Source organism: Stenotrophomonas sp. C3(2023) (assembly GCF_032911385.1).
In the GTDB taxonomy this organism is placed as follows: domain Bacteria; phylum Pseudomonadota; class Gammaproteobacteria; order Xanthomonadales; family Xanthomonadaceae; genus Stenotrophomonas.
Window position 1 is genome coordinate 3,645,292 of record NZ_JAWJLO010000001.1, and the last position, 16,745, is coordinate 3,662,036.

General features: G+C 65.2%; 12 protein-coding genes and 2 rRNA genes. All 14 read right to left on the reverse strand.

Annotation, left to right across the window (positions count from 1 at the left end; all coding sequences use genetic code 11):
- Nucleotides 1-94: 94 nt before the first annotated feature.
- The gene (locus RZA67_RS16140) at nucleotides 95-1,426 is read right to left on the reverse strand and encodes a TrbI/VirB10 family protein (protein WP_317213735.1); all 1,332 of its coding nucleotides are present in this window, start codon (nucleotides 1,424-1,426) and stop codon (nucleotides 95-97) included.
- The gene (locus tag RZA67_RS16145) at nucleotides 1,423-1,911 is read right to left on the reverse strand and encodes a hypothetical protein (RefSeq protein WP_317213736.1); all 489 of its coding nucleotides are present in this window, start codon (nucleotides 1,909-1,911) and stop codon (nucleotides 1,423-1,425) included. Before RZA67_RS16145 ends, RZA67_RS16140 begins: the two co-directional genes overlap by 4 nt.
- A gap of 14 nt (nucleotides 1,912-1,925) precedes the next feature.
- Nucleotides 1,926-2,822, reverse strand: a complete 897-nt coding sequence (trbG, locus tag RZA67_RS16150) for a P-type conjugative transfer protein TrbG (protein ID WP_317213737.1) — start codon at nucleotides 2,820-2,822, stop codon at nucleotides 1,926-1,928.
- A gap of 5 nt (nucleotides 2,823-2,827) precedes the next feature.
- Complete coding sequence (trbF, locus tag RZA67_RS16155; protein WP_317213738.1) at nucleotides 2,828-3,544, reverse strand: conjugal transfer protein TrbF; 717 nt, start codon at nucleotides 3,542-3,544, stop codon at nucleotides 2,828-2,830.
- Nucleotides 3,541-6,072: a VirB4 family type IV secretion/conjugal transfer ATPase gene (locus tag RZA67_RS16160; protein WP_317213739.1), complete on the reverse strand. Its 2,532-nt coding sequence runs from the start codon at nucleotides 6,070-6,072 to the stop codon at nucleotides 3,541-3,543. Before RZA67_RS16160 ends, trbF begins: the two co-directional genes overlap by 4 nt.
- Nucleotides 6,069-6,380 (reverse strand): conjugal transfer protein TrbD, encoded by a 312-nt coding sequence (locus RZA67_RS16165; RefSeq protein WP_317213740.1) that lies wholly within the window; start codon nucleotides 6,378-6,380, stop codon nucleotides 6,069-6,071. The genes RZA67_RS16160 and RZA67_RS16165 overlap by 4 nt, the downstream gene beginning before the upstream one ends.
- Nucleotides 6,381-6,386: 6 nt before the next feature.
- Nucleotides 6,387-6,788: a TrbC/VirB2 family protein gene (locus RZA67_RS16170; protein WP_317213741.1), complete on the reverse strand. Its 402-nt coding sequence runs from the start codon at nucleotides 6,786-6,788 to the stop codon at nucleotides 6,387-6,389.
- Nucleotides 6,789-6,830: 42 nt separating this feature from the next.
- Nucleotides 6,831-7,790 carry a P-type conjugative transfer ATPase TrbB gene (trbB, locus tag RZA67_RS16175; RefSeq protein WP_317213742.1) on the reverse strand — a complete coding sequence of 320 codons (960 nt, stop codon included), beginning with the start codon at nucleotides 7,788-7,790 and terminating at the stop codon, nucleotides 6,831-6,833.
- Nucleotides 7,791-7,842: 52 nt separating this feature from the next.
- On the reverse strand, nucleotides 7,843-10,494 hold the full coding sequence (locus RZA67_RS16180; RefSeq protein WP_317213743.1) for a fimbria/pilus outer membrane usher protein: 2,652 nt from the start codon (nucleotides 10,492-10,494) through the stop codon (nucleotides 7,843-7,845).
- A gap of 115 nt (nucleotides 10,495-10,609) precedes the next feature.
- A complete protein-coding gene (locus RZA67_RS16185; protein ID WP_317213744.1) occupies nucleotides 10,610-11,365 on the reverse strand; it encodes a fimbria/pilus periplasmic chaperone in 756 nt (251 codons plus the stop codon).
- A gap of 57 nt (nucleotides 11,366-11,422) precedes the next feature.
- Complete coding sequence (locus RZA67_RS16190; RefSeq protein ID WP_317213745.1) at nucleotides 11,423-11,995, reverse strand: fimbrial protein; 573 nt, start codon at nucleotides 11,993-11,995, stop codon at nucleotides 11,423-11,425.
- A 344-nt stretch (nucleotides 11,996-12,339) separates the two neighbouring features.
- Nucleotides 12,340-15,480: an autotransporter outer membrane beta-barrel domain-containing protein gene (locus RZA67_RS16195; RefSeq protein ID WP_317213746.1), complete on the reverse strand. Its 3,141-nt coding sequence runs from the start codon at nucleotides 15,478-15,480 to the stop codon at nucleotides 12,340-12,342.
- A 584-nt stretch (nucleotides 15,481-16,064) separates the two neighbouring features.
- Nucleotides 16,065-16,177: ribosomal RNA gene (gene rrf, locus RZA67_RS16200) — 5S ribosomal RNA — on the reverse strand.
- A 340-nt stretch (nucleotides 16,178-16,517) separates the two neighbouring features.
- Nucleotides 16,518-16,611 (reverse strand): 5S ribosomal RNA (rrf, locus tag RZA67_RS16205).
- Nucleotides 16,612-16,745 lie beyond the last annotated feature (134 nt).

A 16,745-nucleotide genomic window follows, 5' to 3' on the forward strand; every position in this document is an offset into this window, starting at 1 on the left:
TCTCTTTGTTGCGGTATGGCCCCTTGAAAACCTGCATCTGGCAACAGACAGCCAGCTACCGCGCGGGGCCAGGGCACGGAGACGGTGAAGGCGGTTACGGCGCTGGCAGGTAGGCCGCGTCCAGATCGATGTCCTTGGTGACCATGATGTTGAACCGATAGCCGGGCCGGACTTCCAGCGTCGGGGCGATGGTGAGGTTGCGCTGGATCATCTGCGTGGCCACGCGCCCCATCTGGTCGACCAGCGCACGGCGCATGTCGTCGCTCAGGGTGGGCGCTTCGAAGCTGCCGCGTCTGCTTTCGCCGCTGCTCATGCCGGCGACGATGCCACTCATCAGGAAGGCGGTACCGAACACGCGTGCGTAGTGGTTGTCCACGCGGTCCTTGAAGCCGGCATAGCCGGCCGAATCGGTGCCGGGCATCTGGCCGATGTCGCGCGCACGACCGTCCGGGAACAGCATGCGCTGCCATGCCACGAACAGGCGGCGCTGGCCCATGCTGATGCTGCTCTGGTAGGTTCCGACCAGGCGCGTGCCCTGCGGGATCAGCAGCTGACGGCCGGTTGCACTGTCATACACCGGCTGCGCGACCTGGCCCACGATCTGCCCTTCCAGGTCGGAGTTGATGCCCGAGACCATGATGCCGGGAATCACGTAGCCCGCACGCAGCAGATAGGGGCGGTTGGCCTCGGTGCCGGTCTTCAGCTGCCAGGCCGACGGACCGGTATCGCGAGGCGCCACACCGCTTACCGCGTTGATGGTGCCACCGCCTTCGCCCTCATGGTCGTGGCCGGCGGCGGGGCGGGCCTGCTGCATCCGTGCAGCCAGGTCCTGGTCGAAGCGCGCCGAGGAGGCCTCACTCTGCTGGCGTATTGCTTCCTGGCGTGCCAGTGCATCGGGCAGCACCATCTGCGCGCCACCCGGGTTCGGCCGACCGCCCTCATAGGTCATGCCGCCCTGGCCACCGCCCGAACCGCCACCCGCCGACGTCCGCTCGTTGACCAGCGTCGAGGCGGACAGCGCTTTCTCCAACTCCTGCAGGCGACGCTCCTGCAGCCCGGCAACATAGGCATCGGCTGGTGGGGTTGGCGGAAGCTCGGCCTGCTCGTCGGTAAGCACCTTGATGCCGGGCGCCGCTGGCACATTGCCAGCACCGACCAGACCGGACTGTGTGTCGAAGCCTTTGAGCACATCCGGCGCGGGCGTGCTGACGACCGCCTCCGGGACCTCGGCTTCGGCCTGGCTGCGCGCCGCCTGGCCGCGCTGGGTAATGACATAGGCGAGCACCAGCGCGAAGGCCGCCAGAATCCCGACCACGATGAAGACCGGTCTGTTGTTGAGACGCTTCACGCCCGCGGCGGGTGACTCAACCACCGGCGGAGGCGGCGGTGGTGCGCCGCCGGGCGTCATGCGCGGTTCGACCTTCATTGCACACGCTCCTGGCGCGCCCACGCGCCGGCCGGGGCGGTGCCCTTGGTGGTCAGCACCCACGACCGCGCAAGTACCGTGGTCCCCACATCGACGCGGACGTAGAACAGGTCCGAAGCCACGGCCCCCTCATGCACATCCAGCGTCTTGGGCTCGATCCCGAACAGACCACGCGAGTACTCACCCGGTGCGCTCTGGGCAGCGACACGCGCGCGTGCATCGGCAACCGACAGGCTTTCCTCGATCGAGAACCCGCGCCGCCGCAGGGTCGCCACCAGGGTCTGACCCAGCGCCGACCGCAGCGGCCGCGCCAGCACCAGTGGCTGCTTGGCCGGCAGCACGGTCTGCTCGATGACCTGGGCGGCCTCGTCGGCAACATAGCTGACGAAGGCGTCCGGCAGATGCTGTGTGTCCATCACCTGGGTGCGCTCGGGCAACACGCCGTGGCTCGCACAGCCGGTGAGCGCCAAGCCTGCGCAGGCCATACCAAGCGCGCGCCTCATTTGTCCCTCGCCACGGTCACGCTGACCTGGTTGCGGCCGACGCCAGCAACCATCATCGCCTTGTCGAACACGCTGTCGACAATGTAACGGTTGCCGTCAACGCGGTAGTTGACCATCACCTGCTCCTCCCTGCCGAGCACGCTGCCCTTCTCGCGCAGCAGGAACATGGCCGGCGCTTCGGTCTGCTGCATCGCAGCCGGCATCTCGATCACGGTCCGGGTGCCATCGTTGTAGACGCGCACCGGCTTCCAGCGCGCGCGGCCAGTGATGCTGTAGCGGAAGTCCAGTGCATCCAGCGTGTCCTTGCCGCCCGGCAGCGTGCGCTGTTCCTGCGCCACCTGTTCGGCGCGCTGCAGGGCAGCCCAACGCGCCTGCGCCTCTTCCGGGTAGACGAAGGAGACGCGCGGCAGATACTCCTTGGCGGTGGAGCGCAGTCGCAGGTGGTAGCTGCGCCGGTCGGTGGTCACCAGCAGGGTGGTATCCAGACCGGCATCCAATGGCTTGATGACCAGATGCTGACTGATCTGCCCCATCGCATTACCGGAGACCGCCGGCTCGACCATCCAGCGCACGCTGTCGCCCAGATGCAACGACGACACCCGTTCATTGGGCTGCAGCTGCACATCGCACACCTGCATCACCGCACAGACGATGGTCGGCTGACCGGCACCGAAAACAAACTGGACGTCGCCGTCACGTCCGGCGCGGGCCTGCGCGGCCACGCTGCTGTTGCTCTGCCAGCGCTTGGCCAGCTGCACGGATGCAGCCTGGTCGCTGCTGAGCGCCTGCTCATCGGCGGACACCACTTTCTGCAGCCGGCTTTGTTCGCTGTCGGCGGCCTGCACTGCCAGCGGCAGCAGCACCATCAGGGAGGTTGCAAGATAGGATTTCATGGCAATCACAGGGGCTTGGACCAGTTGAAGTCGGACACGTAGATGCCCAGCGGGTTGTCACGCATCTGCTGCTCGGTGGTTTCCGGGCTGGGCGGGATCTGCTCGACGGTGAGCAGCGCGCGCATGCGCACATCGCCGGAGACCACCGTGCCGTTGCGGTTCCAGGTCGATTCGAGCCAGTCAACCTGCCAGGTACTCTCGGTCTGCTGCAGCACCGAATTGATCTGCACGGTCACCGTCTGGTTCGCGGCGCGTGTGAACGGATTGGTCGTGGCGCCGTTGTAGAACGCGTTCGCCTTGGTCGCCGCCGCCGAGCTGGTCTGCAGCATCGAATACACCTGCAGGATGTTGCGCCGCTGCATGGCGATGTCCGGCGTCACCGTACGGATGTCCTCGATGAAGCGGCTGACCTGCGCGGTGACCACTCGGGTGTCCGCCTTGCCTGCGCGCGGCGCTTCGGCCACGGCCCGCACCTTGCCGAGGCTGTCGACCTCCACCACATAGGGTACGTAGCGCGACTGCGAGCCGATGTGGATGACACCGCCCACCGCGGCCAGCGCGACGAGCAGCGCAAGCAGCGCAACCAGCTGCCACATGCGGTGCTGGGCCAGCGCCGTGCCGGTGTGGATGTTCCAGATACGCCGGGCATCTTGGAAGGGGTTCTCGGCCTGGCCGCTGCTGCCGGCCGCGCCGGCGCGCTGGCGGTTGAAAACTGCTTTCATTGTTCCACTCCACTGTGGGTCAGGACCGCACCCTTCTGACGGGCCCAGATGGCGGGCCAGTTCTCGCCTTCACGCGACATGAGCACCTTGATGCGTGCCACCGAATCGCGGTCGGTATTGCCGACAAACGCCAGCGCCAGCGGCCCCAGCGCCAGGTCGTACAGTCGTCGGCCCTGTTCGGATACGTAGTAGTAGTGCCGCTTGGGTGTGGCTCGGGCGATGATCTCGATCTGCCGGGCATTGAGGCCCATGCGGCGGTACAGGGCTGCCGCGTCCTCGTCCTGCGCATGCACGTTGGGCAGAAAGATCTTGGTCGCGGTGGACTCGACGATCACATCGAGAATGCCGGAGTTCGCCGCATCGCTCAGACTCTGGGTGGCCATCAGCACCAGGCAGTTGGACTTGCGCAGCACCTTCAGCCATTCGCGGATCTTCTCGCGGAACACATCGTGGCCGAGCATGATCCAGGCTTCGTCGAGAATGATGGCGGCCGGCTGGCCCCGCAGTGATACCTCGATGCGTCGGAACAGATACAGCAGCACCGGCAGAGCGAACTTGTCGCCCAGCGAAAGCAGTTCCTCGATCTCGAAAACCGTGAAGTCGCTCATCGCCAGTCCGTCTTCGGCTGCGTCGAGCAGGTGGCCCATCGCACCGTCGGCGGTGAAGACATGCAGGGCCTCGCGCATGGCGGTGTCCTGCAGGGTCAGCACGAACTCGGAAAGCGTGCAGGCGCCGCTGCGGTGCATGCTCATGATCGCCATGCCGATCTCGTTGCGCTGGGCTGCGGTGGTATGCAGGCCGTTGAGCGCCAGCAGCGTGTCTACCCACGACATCGCCCAGGCACGGTCGGCACGGCTGTCGAGGAACTGCAGCGGACAGAACGCCAGCCGGCTGTCGTCGCTGCCGACCTCGAAGTGCAACCCGCCGCAGGCCTTGACCAGCGGAAACATCGAGTTGCCCTTGTCGAAGCAGTAGATGGTCATGTCGCGGTAGCGGCGCAGCTGCGCGGCGATCAGCGCCAGGTGGGTCGACTTGCCTGCACCCGTGGGGCCGAAGATGAAGCTGTGGCCAAGATCACGTACGTGCAGGTTGAGACGGAAGGGTGTCGCCCCTTGGGTGACACAGGACATCAGCGGTGGCGAGCCGGGCGGGTACATCGGGCATGGCGCGGTCGCGGTGCCTGTCCAGATGCTGCTGGTGGGAATCATGTCGGCCAGGTTCAAGGTGTTGATCAATGGCCGGCGCACGTTCTCGACGCCATGGCCGGGCAGGCTGCCCAGCCACGCGTCCATCGTGTTGATGGTCTCGATACGGGCCACGAAGCCGAGGCTGTTGACCGTCTTCTCGATGTAGCGTGCCGCGCTCTCGACCACCTCGCGGTTCTCGTCCATCAGCACGACCACGCTGGTGTAGTAACCGTGCGCGACAAAGCCACTGTTGAGCTCGGCAATGGCCGCGTCGGCGTCCTCGACCATGCTCAGCGCATCCTGGTCGACCTGGCCGGAGCCGATGTTGAACACCTGGTCCATGAAGCCGCGCACCTTCTGCTTCCAGCGCTTGCGGAACTTCTCCATGTTGGCGATGGCCTCATGGGTGTCCATGAAGATGAAGCGGCTCGACCAGCGGTAGTCGGCCTGCAGCTCGGACAGGGCGGTGAGGATGCCCGGCTGCGACTCCACCGGCAGCCCTTCGATGGCAACGACCTGCAGGTAACGCCGACCGATGCGCGGCAGGGTGCCGCCCCACAGCTCACGGCCGCCGAGTACCGCGTCGAGGTAGATCGGCTGGCTGGGCAGCCGCACCGGGTGCTGGTCGCCACTGATGCAGAACTGCAGCCAGCTCAGCAGGTCGTCATAGTGAACCAGGCGTCCATCCTCGTCCTGGACGGTCGTGGTGGCCAGGCGCTTGAGCTTCACCGCAGTGGACAGACGACTCTCCAGCGCACGGCACTCGCGGCCGAACGTGCCGAGCAGGCGCGCGGTGTCCGAGTCGGTGACCTTGCCTTCGTCGTCGAACATCATCTCGGCCAGGCGCTGCTGCACCTTCGCCGGCGGCATGTAGGTCGCGGTCAGCACGAACTGCCCTTCGTACATGTTGCCCAGCGACTCGAACAGCGCACGCCGTTCGTCCTCGATGGCCGCCGACACGGGGTCAGGGAAGTGTGACTCGTCCGCAGCCGGGTAGCGTGGCGCCGGACGGCGCACGGCGTCGACGTGGATCATCCAGCCGCTGCCCAGCCGCACCAGCGCCTGGTTGATCGCCGAGGCGACGAACTCACGCTGTGCCTCGGTGCTGCTGGCATTGTCGTCGGCCGCATAGGACCAGGCTGCCAGCAGCGACCCGTCCTTGCACACCACCACGCCGTTGTCGACCACGGCTGCGTACTTGAGCAGGTCGTTGAGCCCTGCTCCGCGGCCGCGGTGCGCGGCCAGCCGCAGTGTCTGGTTGGCTGCGCGCAGACGCACGAACAGCGCAATGACCAGTGCGGCGAGTACCGCCGCGATGGCACTGTAGATGAAGGCGATCATTGGTACTGCTTGCCCTGGCTTTCCGGGTTGATGCGGAACGGTGTGGACCGCGGCGGGTAGTAGACGGCGTAGCGTCGGTTGCGCATGTAGGCCTGGCGCATGCGCGGGTCACTCTTGGCCATGCTGCGCAGCAGCCGCAGCGCAATGAACCAGAGGGCGGCGCCGAACAGCGTGGCGAACCAGTTCATCGCACTGAAGATCAGCGCGCCCGCCAGCAGACCGCTGAGCATGACCAGCTCGCGGTCGCCACCCATGAACAGGATGACCCGGTTGCTGGAACGCCGGATGGGGACGCGCCGAAGTGCCATGGATGATCAAACCAGAAATCGCTGGACGTCTGACGCGAAGCTGGGTACGTGGCCCGCGACAACTGCTGAACTCCCACCCAGGAACGTCACCAGGCTTCCAGCAGTGATGATCATTGCGATAACCATGACGAGGAAGATCAGAGTCCGCATGAATCCATTCATGTCACCGCCGAAGATCAGCATGGCACCCGCGCCGACGATGGCGACGATGGATAGCGCCGTCGCGAAGGGACCTGACAAGGAGTCACTGACCCGTTTCATGCTGCCGACGAACGGAAGATCGTCCGCACCCGGCGCTGATGCCATCGCCAGCTCCGGCATCACCATCAGGGCCACCATCACCAGCATCATCAGCAGGCGCACATCAAGGTTCAGCAACTGGCTGGACAGGGTCTTCAGAGTTTTCATGGTTTTCTTCGATCAACAGTGAGGGGGAGGGAGAGGAAGCGCTCAATGCGCTTTGAAGGTGAACTCGGTGCCATCCAGGCCGGTGACTTCCAGCACCTCGCTGACGCGGCGCTGGCCGTTGCTGCGTCCGATATGCACGACAAAGTGGATGGCCTCGGCCAGCAGGTGATCGATGTTCTTGGGCGCGTTGCGGTTCATGCTGACCAGCATCTTCAGCCGCCCCATCGCAGCGCGGGCGCTGTTGGCGTGCACGGTGGCCGCGCCGCCTTCGTGGCCGGTGTTCCAGGCCATCAGCAGATCCATCGCCTCCGGGCCGCGCACCTCACCCACCAGGATGCGGTCCGGGCGCATGCGCAGCGTGGTCTTCAGCAGCCGCGTCATGTCGATGTCGATGGTGGTGTGGAACTGGACGAAATTACTGGCCCTGCACTGGATCTCACCGGTGTCCTCGATGATCACCACGCGTTCCTCCGGTGCGTTCTGCACCATCTGATGGATGATCGCGTTGATCAATGTGGTCTTGCCCGAGCCGGTACCGCCCACCACGAGGATGTTGCGGTGGTCATCCACGGCCGCCGCGATGACGTCACGGTGTGCGGCGCTCATCACGCCGGTCTCCACGTAGCTGTCGAGCGGAATCAGCGACACGGCCTTCTTGCGCAGCGCGAAGGTCGGCTGCGAGACAATCGGCGGCATCTGTGCGGCGAAGCGCGAGCCATCCAGCGGGAACTCGGCCTCCAGAATCGGGTGCGTGCGCGTGATCTCGTGCCCGTGGTAACCGGCCACGGTCTTGATCAGCGCTTCGGCCTGGGCGGGGCGCAGCTCACCGATGATGCGCATCGGCTCGCCGATCTTTTCCTGCCACAGCTTGCCGTCCTCGTTAAGCAGGATCTCCAGCGTGCTGCTGTCGTGCAGTGCTGCCATGAACGCGGCGCCGGCGTCGCGCTCCAGCTTTTCCTTGGCGCGCTGTTTGACCGACACGTGGCTTGCTTCTTGCATCATGGCGTACGGTGACCGTGGTTGGAATGAGTGCGGCGGTGCGGCAGGGCGTGCATCAGTGGATGCTCGACACCTTCAGCCCCGGTGCGGCATGTGGCTGCTGCGCGGTGTTGGTGTCAGGCGGTTGCGTGTTGCGCTCCGCAGCGACGCAGCGTGCGGCAGGGCCGAGATTCTCGGCGTTGCCTGCGGCGAAGGTGATAAGACACATCTGAGTTTCGTCAGGACCCCAACTAACCTTCAACGGACTTTGATCGACCTCGCCTCTCAACACGATGCGACTACCCTGGGTGACCACGCCGACAACCTCACCGTTGGCGCGCGTGACCTCAGCACCGAACGGCAGCGGTCGTCCATCCTCGCGCTGTGCATCCACGGTGCGCAGCTCGCCCTGTGCGGTCTTGAACTCGAGCATCACCACGGCACCGCGTGTCGGTGCCGTGGTGGCACGTGTGTTCAGAAGGTCGATGTCGTCACGTGTGCCGATCGCATCAAGACTGACCTGGTTGAGGCGGTAGGGCCGCAGCGCGTTGACCACGCCATAGCCATTGCGACCGATGCGCGCCTGCGAGACATTGTCGACGCGCGCACCCTCAGCACCCTCGGCGTGGGCGAGCGTCAGCGTCTGTGGTTCGCGCGAGGTCAGCGTGAGTCCGCCACGGTGTATGACCATGCCGCCAGACGCGGAGGCACTGATGCTGTTGCCAGCCGAGCGGGTGAAGCCGCCGCGCAGATTGACCTGCGCACTCTCGTAGCCAAGATCACCGGAGGTGCTGATCCGACCGTCTTCGCCGCGCGCCAACCCGGCGCCGTAGGTGAACTGGTTGTCGGGCCCGCCAAACCCGCTCAGGCGCACGTCCTGTGCCGAGCCGGTGGACGTGCGTAGGCCGCGCGCGGACAGGTTGACCGCACGGGTCGACGAACGCGGCCCCAGCGGTACGCTGATCGTCAGCGACACCTGGGTGTCACGCATGCTTTGATCCTGCGGTGCCCAGAGGTCACTGCGCAGCGAGCGCTGGACCTGCAGGGTGACGCTCGCGCGCCCGATGGTGCGTACGTACTGTGCGGAAAAATCGTTGTCGGTGCGCTTGTCGAAACGCTCCCGGCGCGCGGCACTCAGATACAACGCCCCCTGCCCCGCGCCCAGCGAGCGCGAGATCGTGGCCTCCAGGGCCTTGTGCTCGCGCCGCGGATCGACCACGAACTCGTCATCGCGACGCTTGCCGCGCCATTGCACGACGTCGGGCAGGTCCACGTAACCCGGCGACCGGATCGTACTGCTCAGCGTAACTGCGGTCGCACCGTCGTTGAATGCGTTGCTGTAGCTCAGCCGACGTGCCCCACCCTGCCGGTTCGGGCGGCCCTGGTGAAGCATGGACCCGCTGATGTCCAACGCGAAGGCGCCGATGCCGGTGTTCACCGCCGTGCCCAGCACGAAGGCCTGGTATCCCTGCAGCAGGCTGCCACCCCCGTAGGCGGTGAAACGGTCGTCAAGCCCGCGCTGCAGCGTGCCCTGCAGCAGCGCCTTGCTGCCGTTGTCGCCGGTGTCGACCGCTTCGCCAGCAGAGAGCGAGTAACGCACCTGGCCGGCACGCAGGTTCATCGGCGTTAGCGCGTACGGAATGAGCTGGCGGCTGACACTGCCATCTGCCTCGGTGACCACCAGCTCCAGCGCGCTGCCGTTGATCGGGTTGTTGAGGTCGTCGATGACGAAGGGACCGGGGGCGACCGAGGTCTCGTAGATACGCACGCCGCGCTGGAACACCTCCACCCGTGCGTTGGTCCGTGCAATGCCACGCAGGGTCGGCGCATAGCGGGTCATGTAATCAGGCAGCATGGCGTCCACGCTTTCGATCGAGACACCGCGCAGTTTGACGCTGCTGAAGATGTTGCCCTCGGTGTACTTCTCGCCCAGCACCAGGCGTGAGGTCAGGTTGGGCAGGTCGCGTTCCAGCGAGGTCTGCAGGCGGTTGTAGCGGAAGCCCTCCAGTTCGTTCCAGCCCGCGCTGCCCTGATGGCGGAACTGCCATCCCTCCAGGTTGATGCCGGCATTGATGCCCAGGAAACTGCTGCGCCTGCGCTGCCCGCGGTAGTCCTGCTGATACGTGCTGAACTGATAGCCAAGCAGACCGGCATTGATTCCCCTGTCCCACTGATCAGGGGGCACGTAGCGGGTGTCACGACGGTCCAGAAACGCCTGTGGCAGGCTGATATGTACCGCCTGTTCCTCCACCGACGTCTGCCACTGCGCGTCAGGCACCAGCTCGGCCAGGTCGATGCAGCGGAACTCCCCTTCTTCCGGCAGCGGGTGCGCCGCATCGTCCTCGCGGGCCTGCAGCGTGCCGAGGTTGAGACCGATACGCTGCAGGATGCTGCGGTCGATGCAGGGCAGCGGCTGGTCGCGGCCCTCGACCTCGCGGTACTCCAGCTCGATGGAGCCTCGTGGTTCGGCATTGACATACAGAGCCATCAGATAGCGGCCCGGCAGGATGGCGTTGCCCTGCTCGAAGCGTGTCAGGTCGATGTCCGCGCCTTGCCCGTTGCTCAGAAAGCGCGCATCGAACTTGACCTCGGCCGGTGCGCTGCGCGTTCTTGGTGCGGGCGCGGCGGCAGGGGGTTCCTGCGCACAGGCGCCCGTGGCATGGCTGGCCAAGGCGGCGGCGATGCCGGTGTACAGCAGGCACGAAGGCCGATGGATAAGCGGGTTCATGGCAGACGTCATCACAAAGCGGCGGGCGCGGGGGCGCCTGCCGAGGCCATGGCAGGCCGGGCAGCAGAAAGAGATCGGTGCGGAATATCCGGATGCACGCAGCACCCGGACAGGGTCAGTGCGGAAGCTCGGCCGTCAGTGCAACACTGCCGCCGTAGTCGTTGATCCATTCGGCCTTTATCGATACCGGCCCCACCGGTATCTGCGTGAGGTCACCGAGCGGAAAGACCAGGGTATCCAGCGGGGGCACCATGCCGCCGCCGCCGTTGGAGGCTTTGTCCCCGCCATATTCCCTGGCGCCCGCCACCAGAGCGACCGAAGCGAAGTTGACGTAGTACGGGGTCGGGTTGGTGGCACGCAGGACAACCTTTCCATCGCGTTTTTCCAGCGCCCACTGCACCAGCCCGGCTGCCTCGGTGACATCGCCCGCCAGCTTCTTCGGGCGATAGAACAGCTTGATGCGGGTCCGCATCGCAAACTGGATATGCGCGCCCTCGCTGGCCGCTGCGGCCTCGGGGTCCACCCGCGGGATCGAGAGCACATTGAGCCAGTACACCGACTCGCGATCTTTGGGAAGCGCATTCTGCTGAGCGCGTATCCGCAACGACTGCGCGCCGGAGGGCTCGACCCGTGCAACTGCCGGGGTCACCGTGAACGGCACGCGGATCGTCTCCGGCGCCTTGTTGGCGTCGCCGTCGTCGATCCACACCTGGATCAGCTCAGGACTGGTTCCTTCATTGGTGGCGGGCAGGGTCACTTCAGGCCGGCCTTCACGGTAGATCACCCGGGTTCCCCCGAGAACCATGGAGGCGTGCGCAGAAGCGGCCAGCATCAGCAGGGCGAGCAGTGTTGTGAGGCGTAATGTTTTCATCGCGGTGAAGATCGACCGACAGCGAGGCTGCCGGCCGACGGACTCCTGTAGTGCCTGTTACTGGTACATCACGGTGTAGGTCATGTCGGCGGCCAGCGAACCGGCGGTCGACGAGTTGACCGCGCCGTAGCCCTTCAGCGCACCCCAGAAGTTGAAGGTTGCGGCCGTGGTGTCATCCACCGCCTGGGCCGGGGTGGTCCAGCCGATGGCCATGTTCTCCTCATCACCGGCCGGGTTGAGGATGACCACGCCCACGTTGTCGGCACCGCCGGTACCCGCCGTGTTCGGCAGGAAGCCTGCACCGACCGTACCCGGCTTGGCATCCAGGCGAACGCTGGCGGTACGCGCGGTGGTCGCCGGGCAGTTGCCGCCCGGGCCGCCCACGTAGACGTTGAATGCCTGGGTGGCCGAACGACGGTTGGTGCTGTCGTTGTTCATCGCCGACGTGCTGACGGTCCCCAGGTCCAGGCGGAAGTCAGGATTGTTCGAACCCGGAGCCGTACCGGCTTCGACCTTGCAGGTGCTGGCGGTGACCACGCCGACGAAGGAAATGGTGCCGTCCGCGGCCTGCGCAGCGCAGATACCCGACGACGACAGAATGACGGCGACTGCAGTAGCGATATGCTTCATGGGGATGATCTTGAGTGTTGTTGTAGGAATCGCAGTCTCGGCTGCCTGCGGGCAGCGAGGTTGCGGCGTAGTAATGCTCGTGCAGTCATGCACCGGACATAGGACGCGCCTCAAGCTATGCATATCGGTGAACTACTCAACGGAATGCAGGACTTTGCGAAAGATCTGCACTCATTTCGCCTTACATCAATATGCATTGCCTACCGTAATTGGCCTTCTGCGATTGCGTTTACGACGCCAGCACGTCGATCAAGTCACGTGGCGCTGTCGTCCGCAGCAGCAGCGAGACGGCGCCCTAAGGCGCCGTCTTTTCCTTCTGCCGATGTGATCAATACGCCAGATCGCTACCAGCTGTACTTCAGCCCCAGCGCGGCCTCTGCATCGTGGTAATCGCCCGCTTCACGAAGACCAAGCTGTCCCCAACCGCTGAGCGCGCGTCCGAGCTGCGCCTGCAGCCCGGCCTTGATCTCAAACAGACTGCGCGGCTGGACGCCGTGCAGTGTCTGGCCATCGAACCCAACGCTGTTCGCGCGTCGGCTGTAATAGTGGTTGAGGGTGAGGAAGGGCTGCACCAGATTGCCCGCCGCGTTCGCGCGACCGTACAGGCGGATGCCGCTGCGAACCTGCAGACCGCCGGCCTTCGCCGGGGCGATGGCGGTACCGTTGTGCTCCACAACGCCATCACTGCTGTAGCCGACATAGCTGGCCTGCAGCTGCGGCTCCAGCCACGTGCTGCGGGTTACCGCATGGCCCAGCTTGAACGCGTAGCCGCCTTCCAGTGAGGCCGCCCACACATTGGCGGTGTAACGTTCCTGCGGCAACGCCTCGCCTTCGATGCGATGCCGCGCCTTGCCGCCGGCTGCCCATGCATCGACATACGCCCCGCCGCCGCTTTCAGGATCGGCAAACCAGCTCGCGTACAGTCCGGCCGTGCTCACCTGCGTCCTTCCCCGCGCACCGTAACCACTCATCACCGAGCGTGACTGCAGACGGGCATCCTGCAGCTGTGCCATCACGCCACCCTGCAGCAGGCCATGCGCGCGGTTGCTGTACAGATGCGTGCCCAGCCACACGGCGTCGTTGCGCGATTGCACATCGAGCTGGCCCGCGACGATGGTGTCACGCAGGTGAGCCTGCGAGATGCGCACCCATGCGCTGCCCGGCAGGTCAGTTGCGTCGGCTGGCCGGCCAAGCGCGGTTTCGCCAACGCGGTCGTGCAGCGAATGACGCAACCCCTCCGTCGCCGCGGCCTGCCCGGCGAGGTAGATACCCACCTCCGGACGATGGATCTGCGGTCCCGGGCCTGGGCCTGGACCTGGACCTGGACCTGGGCCTGGACCTGGGCCTGGACCTGGACCTGGACCTGGACCCGGATTGGGATCCGGATCGGGATCCGGACACGTTCCGTCCTCCTCACAGACCGGAGGCGGCGTGACCGGGAGTTCCGAACGCAGATACCAGTTGCCGTTCTCCGGCTCACTGATGCCGCCCTTATGCAGGAAGTACTCGTAGGCGCCTGCCACCGTTCGTCCCTGCAGGCTGAAGACCGCATCGGAGTGACCATCCACGCGCACCAGTTCAATGCCGTCGGACGTCTGCTCGCCGGTGCCACCCAGGTTGTTGACCGAGATGCGGGCATCGCCCGACGTGCTGCCCTTCACATGCAGATGATCGGTGGCGGAACTGTCGTCACCCAGCACCGTGTTGATCTGCAGCAGCCCGTTCTCAGCATGGAAATCGCCATCCACCACGAGCCCCAGCGCTGCAGCACCGGTTGGGTTGAACGCGATCGTGCCGTTGATCAGATCCAGCTTGCCGACCCGCGAATTACCGCTCAGGTTCCAGAGGCTGCTGTCGACCACCAGCGTCGACAGCCCGTTGGTGGCACCGTTGAGCGTGCTGCCCGCAGTGAGGCTGACACGGTTGCTGCCGCCGCTGACATCGTTGATGTCACCTGCAAGGGTGCTGCCGGCCGTGATGAGGGTGAAGCCATCGGTGCGCTGTCCATCCGCCCCATCGGCGATGTCCAGAGACCCCAGGCTGCCCTGTACCATGCTGTCGGTCAGGGTTACCTGGCCGGCGCCACCGCGCACGGCGATACCGGCGCCGGCGGTTGCGGTGAGCGTCGCCGTGCGCAGGTCAACGCGTGAAACCGCCGCCGGCGCCGTCGCATCGGTCGCCACGCGCAGGGCGGCCGCGTCCTTGCCACTGGCATGCAGCGTGACATCGGTCACTGCGATACCACCACCGTTGATGGCTGCCAGCACGTCGGCGCCGTCGCCGACAGTATCCGCGGTGAGCCTGCCAGCGGTCACCAACGCCTGCTCACCTGCGCTGCGTACCGCGTTGGCGTCGTTACCGTTGGTGGCCAGCAGCGTGTCGGTCAGGTCCACCTTCGCATTGCCCTCGGCGTACGCTGCTACGGCCCCTGCACCGAGCGTGGTGACGCGTGACTGCAGCGCCGCGATACCCGGCGCGGGTGTACCCGCGCTGGCCGGCCCCGCGTAGAGTCCGTGCGCATCCTTGCCACGGGTATCGATGGTCGCGTCGGCCAGGGCAACCGAACCGCTGCGGTTGTAGATGCCAACGGCACCGTCGCCAACCGTGCTGACCGTCAGGTCATCGGCGCTGATGCGGTTGCCCGCACCCGCAGTGGCGGCGACATCGAGTCCATTGGACCCGTTTCCCAGCGTGGAGATGTCCACCGCCCTCAATGTCGCCGTGTGGTCCTGCCCATCGACGCGGAGACCGTCGGCGTCGTCGGCGTTGGTCAGCAGCCTGACCCGGCCCTTGCGACCATCCAGCGTGAGCTGCGAACCGCTCGATCCGCTCATGAGGACAATCGCATGTGCCCGGGCCCCGGTGGTCTCGACCTCGGCCCCCTCGCTGATGTTGACGATGGCATCGGCGCCCGCGACAGCGAAGCCTGCCGCGCCGCTGCCTGCGGTGGCGAGCGTGCCGCCCTGCATGGTGATGCGTCCCAGGTCTGCGGCCTGCAGACCATGTGCATCGGCGCCCGAGGTGCGTATCTGGCCGCCAACCGTGAGAAGCTCCGATCGGTCGCCTTTGACCGAACCGGCCGATGCTCCAGCGCCGGTTGTTGCGATGGTACCGCCGATCAACGTGATGCCGCCGCCGTCGATCGCCACAACGCCCACCGTGTTGTCGTTGGCGGTTGTGATATCGGCGTTGGTCAGGCTTACCCGTGAGCTGCCGCCGTCGGCGACGGCTGCATGCGCGCCGGCATGCGTGCTTTCCACGGTGATGGTTCCGATGCCGGTGATCGACCCACCGTTGCGCGCCTGCAGTACGGGGCGGTTGTCGGCGTCGCTGGTGTAGGTGTCGGTCCGGATGGTTTCCGACGTACCGTCAGCGAGGACAGGGCCTGCCGCCATTGTGTTCGCTGGCAGCGTCACAGCGGTGGCCAGGGCCAGAGACAATGGATGCAACACAATGCGGCGTACGCTGCGCTTTACTGGGCTCATGGGTGTACTCCAGAACGTGCTTGTTGAAACCCGCAGCAAATACTGCGGGAGGTGCACACAAAGCCGTCGCTGCTCTCGCAGCGCGACCACGTGGTGGGGGCCGGATATGAGTAGGCTCAGCGCACAGCGCGGGGACAGCAGGAGGCCGGCACACGCGACATCAGGGAGAAGACACTGATTTCACTGCAGAAAAAGAGATCAAAAAGCTTCATTTGATCGAGCTCACATACCGGTGAGCGGCCAGTCTTCGGCGCTGGCATTCAGCCAGATATAGGTCATGGCTTAACCTTCCCCCGCTAGCGATAGATGGGCTCAAAGCGGCACGCCGCCATGTCACTGCAGAGCGTCCAGAGTCATGCAGCCCAAGGCATCTACGCGCTGGCACGATGCGACTGGCGTAATTGTCTCCCGGTGCGGTTGCGTCGTCGGGCTCCCGCTGCTTTCCTGGCCACCGTATGTCGACGTCATTCGCGACCGACGACAGCAGGCCGCGCTGGGCCATTGCGGCCTGTCGCGGGGTCGCCCCTTCCGCGCGGGAAGCAAAAAAAACCCCGCTGCGCTGGCAGCGGGGTTTTGGGTGTAAACCCTGACGATGACCTACTCTCGCATGGCTTGAGCCACACTACCATCGGCGCAGCTGCGTTTCACTTCCGAGTTCGGGATGGGATCGGGTGGTCGTAGCGAGCCGCCCATTATAGCCGGCAAATCCGCTTCGTCAACACCTTTTTTCAAGGCCGTCACACCGAGGTGGACGTTGTTGCCGATGCTGCTTCGAGGTCGGCCCCAAGAGGCTTTCGTCGTTGCGAGCCGCCTATTATGGCAGGCTTTTAAGCTTTGTCAACAACCTGTGAGAAGAACTTGAAGCACTTCCTGAAGTTGTTGTGGCAACCGAAGGTCAAAACCGGGTGCCTGCAAAAAAAGGAAAAACCCCGCTGCGTGAGCAGCGGGGTTTTTGGGTGTAAACCCTGGCGATGACCTACTCTCGCATGGCTTGAGCCACACTACCATCGGCGCAGCTGCGTTTCACTTCCGAGTTCGCATGGCTTGAGCCACACTACCATCGGCGCAGCTGCGTTTCACTTCCGAGTTCGGGATGGGATCGGGTGGTTCCACAGCGCTAATTTCACCAGGGAGGCGGTTGGAGTGTCGCACTGCTGTCCTTTCCAGAAGTCCGCACGTGAGTGCGGTCTTGTGCAGGGACGGGCGGAGCGCCTGCCTCTCATAGTTCTTGTGACGTAGCGTGCAACTTGGACTCTAATCGACAT

What these genes read in the sequence shown, in the direction of transcription:
- RZA67_RS16140 (WP_317213735.1), bottom strand. Translation starts at nt 1,426, where the DNA reads ATGAAGGTCGAACCGCGCATGACGCCCGGCGGCGCACCACCGCCGCCT.
- RZA67_RS16145 (WP_317213736.1), bottom strand. Translation starts at nt 1,911, where the DNA reads ATGGCCTGCGCAGGCTTGGCGCTCACCGGCTGTGCGAGCCACGGCGTG.
- trbG (WP_317213737.1), bottom strand. Translation starts at nt 2,822, where the DNA reads ATGAAATCCTATCTTGCAACCTCCCTGATGGTGCTGCTGCCGCTGGCA.
- trbF (WP_317213738.1), bottom strand. Translation starts at nt 3,544, where the DNA reads ATGAAAGCAGTTTTCAACCGCCAGCGCGCCGGCGCGGCCGGCAGCAGC.
- RZA67_RS16160 (WP_317213739.1), bottom strand. Translation starts at nt 6,072, where the DNA reads ATGATCGCCTTCATCTACAGTGCCATCGCGGCGGTACTCGCCGCACTG.
- RZA67_RS16165 (WP_317213740.1), bottom strand. Translation starts at nt 6,380, where the DNA reads ATGGCACTTCGGCGCGTCCCCATCCGGCGTTCCAGCAACCGGGTCATC.
- RZA67_RS16170 (WP_317213741.1), bottom strand. Translation starts at nt 6,788, where the DNA reads ATGAAAACTCTGAAGACCCTGTCCAGCCAGTTGCTGAACCTTGATGTG.
- trbB (WP_317213742.1), bottom strand. Translation starts at nt 7,790, where the DNA reads ATGATGCAAGAAGCAAGCCACGTGTCGGTCAAACAGCGCGCCAAGGAA.
- RZA67_RS16180 (WP_317213743.1), bottom strand. Translation starts at nt 10,494, where the DNA reads ATGAACCCGCTTATCCATCGGCCTTCGTGCCTGCTGTACACCGGCATC.
- RZA67_RS16185 (WP_317213744.1), bottom strand. Translation starts at nt 11,365, where the DNA reads ATGAAAACATTACGCCTCACAACACTGCTCGCCCTGCTGATGCTGGCC.
- RZA67_RS16190 (WP_317213745.1), bottom strand. Translation starts at nt 11,995, where the DNA reads ATGAAGCATATCGCTACTGCAGTCGCCGTCATTCTGTCGTCGTCGGGT.
- RZA67_RS16195 (WP_317213746.1), bottom strand. Translation starts at nt 15,480, where the DNA reads ATGAGCCCAGTAAAGCGCAGCGTACGCCGCATTGTGTTGCATCCATTG.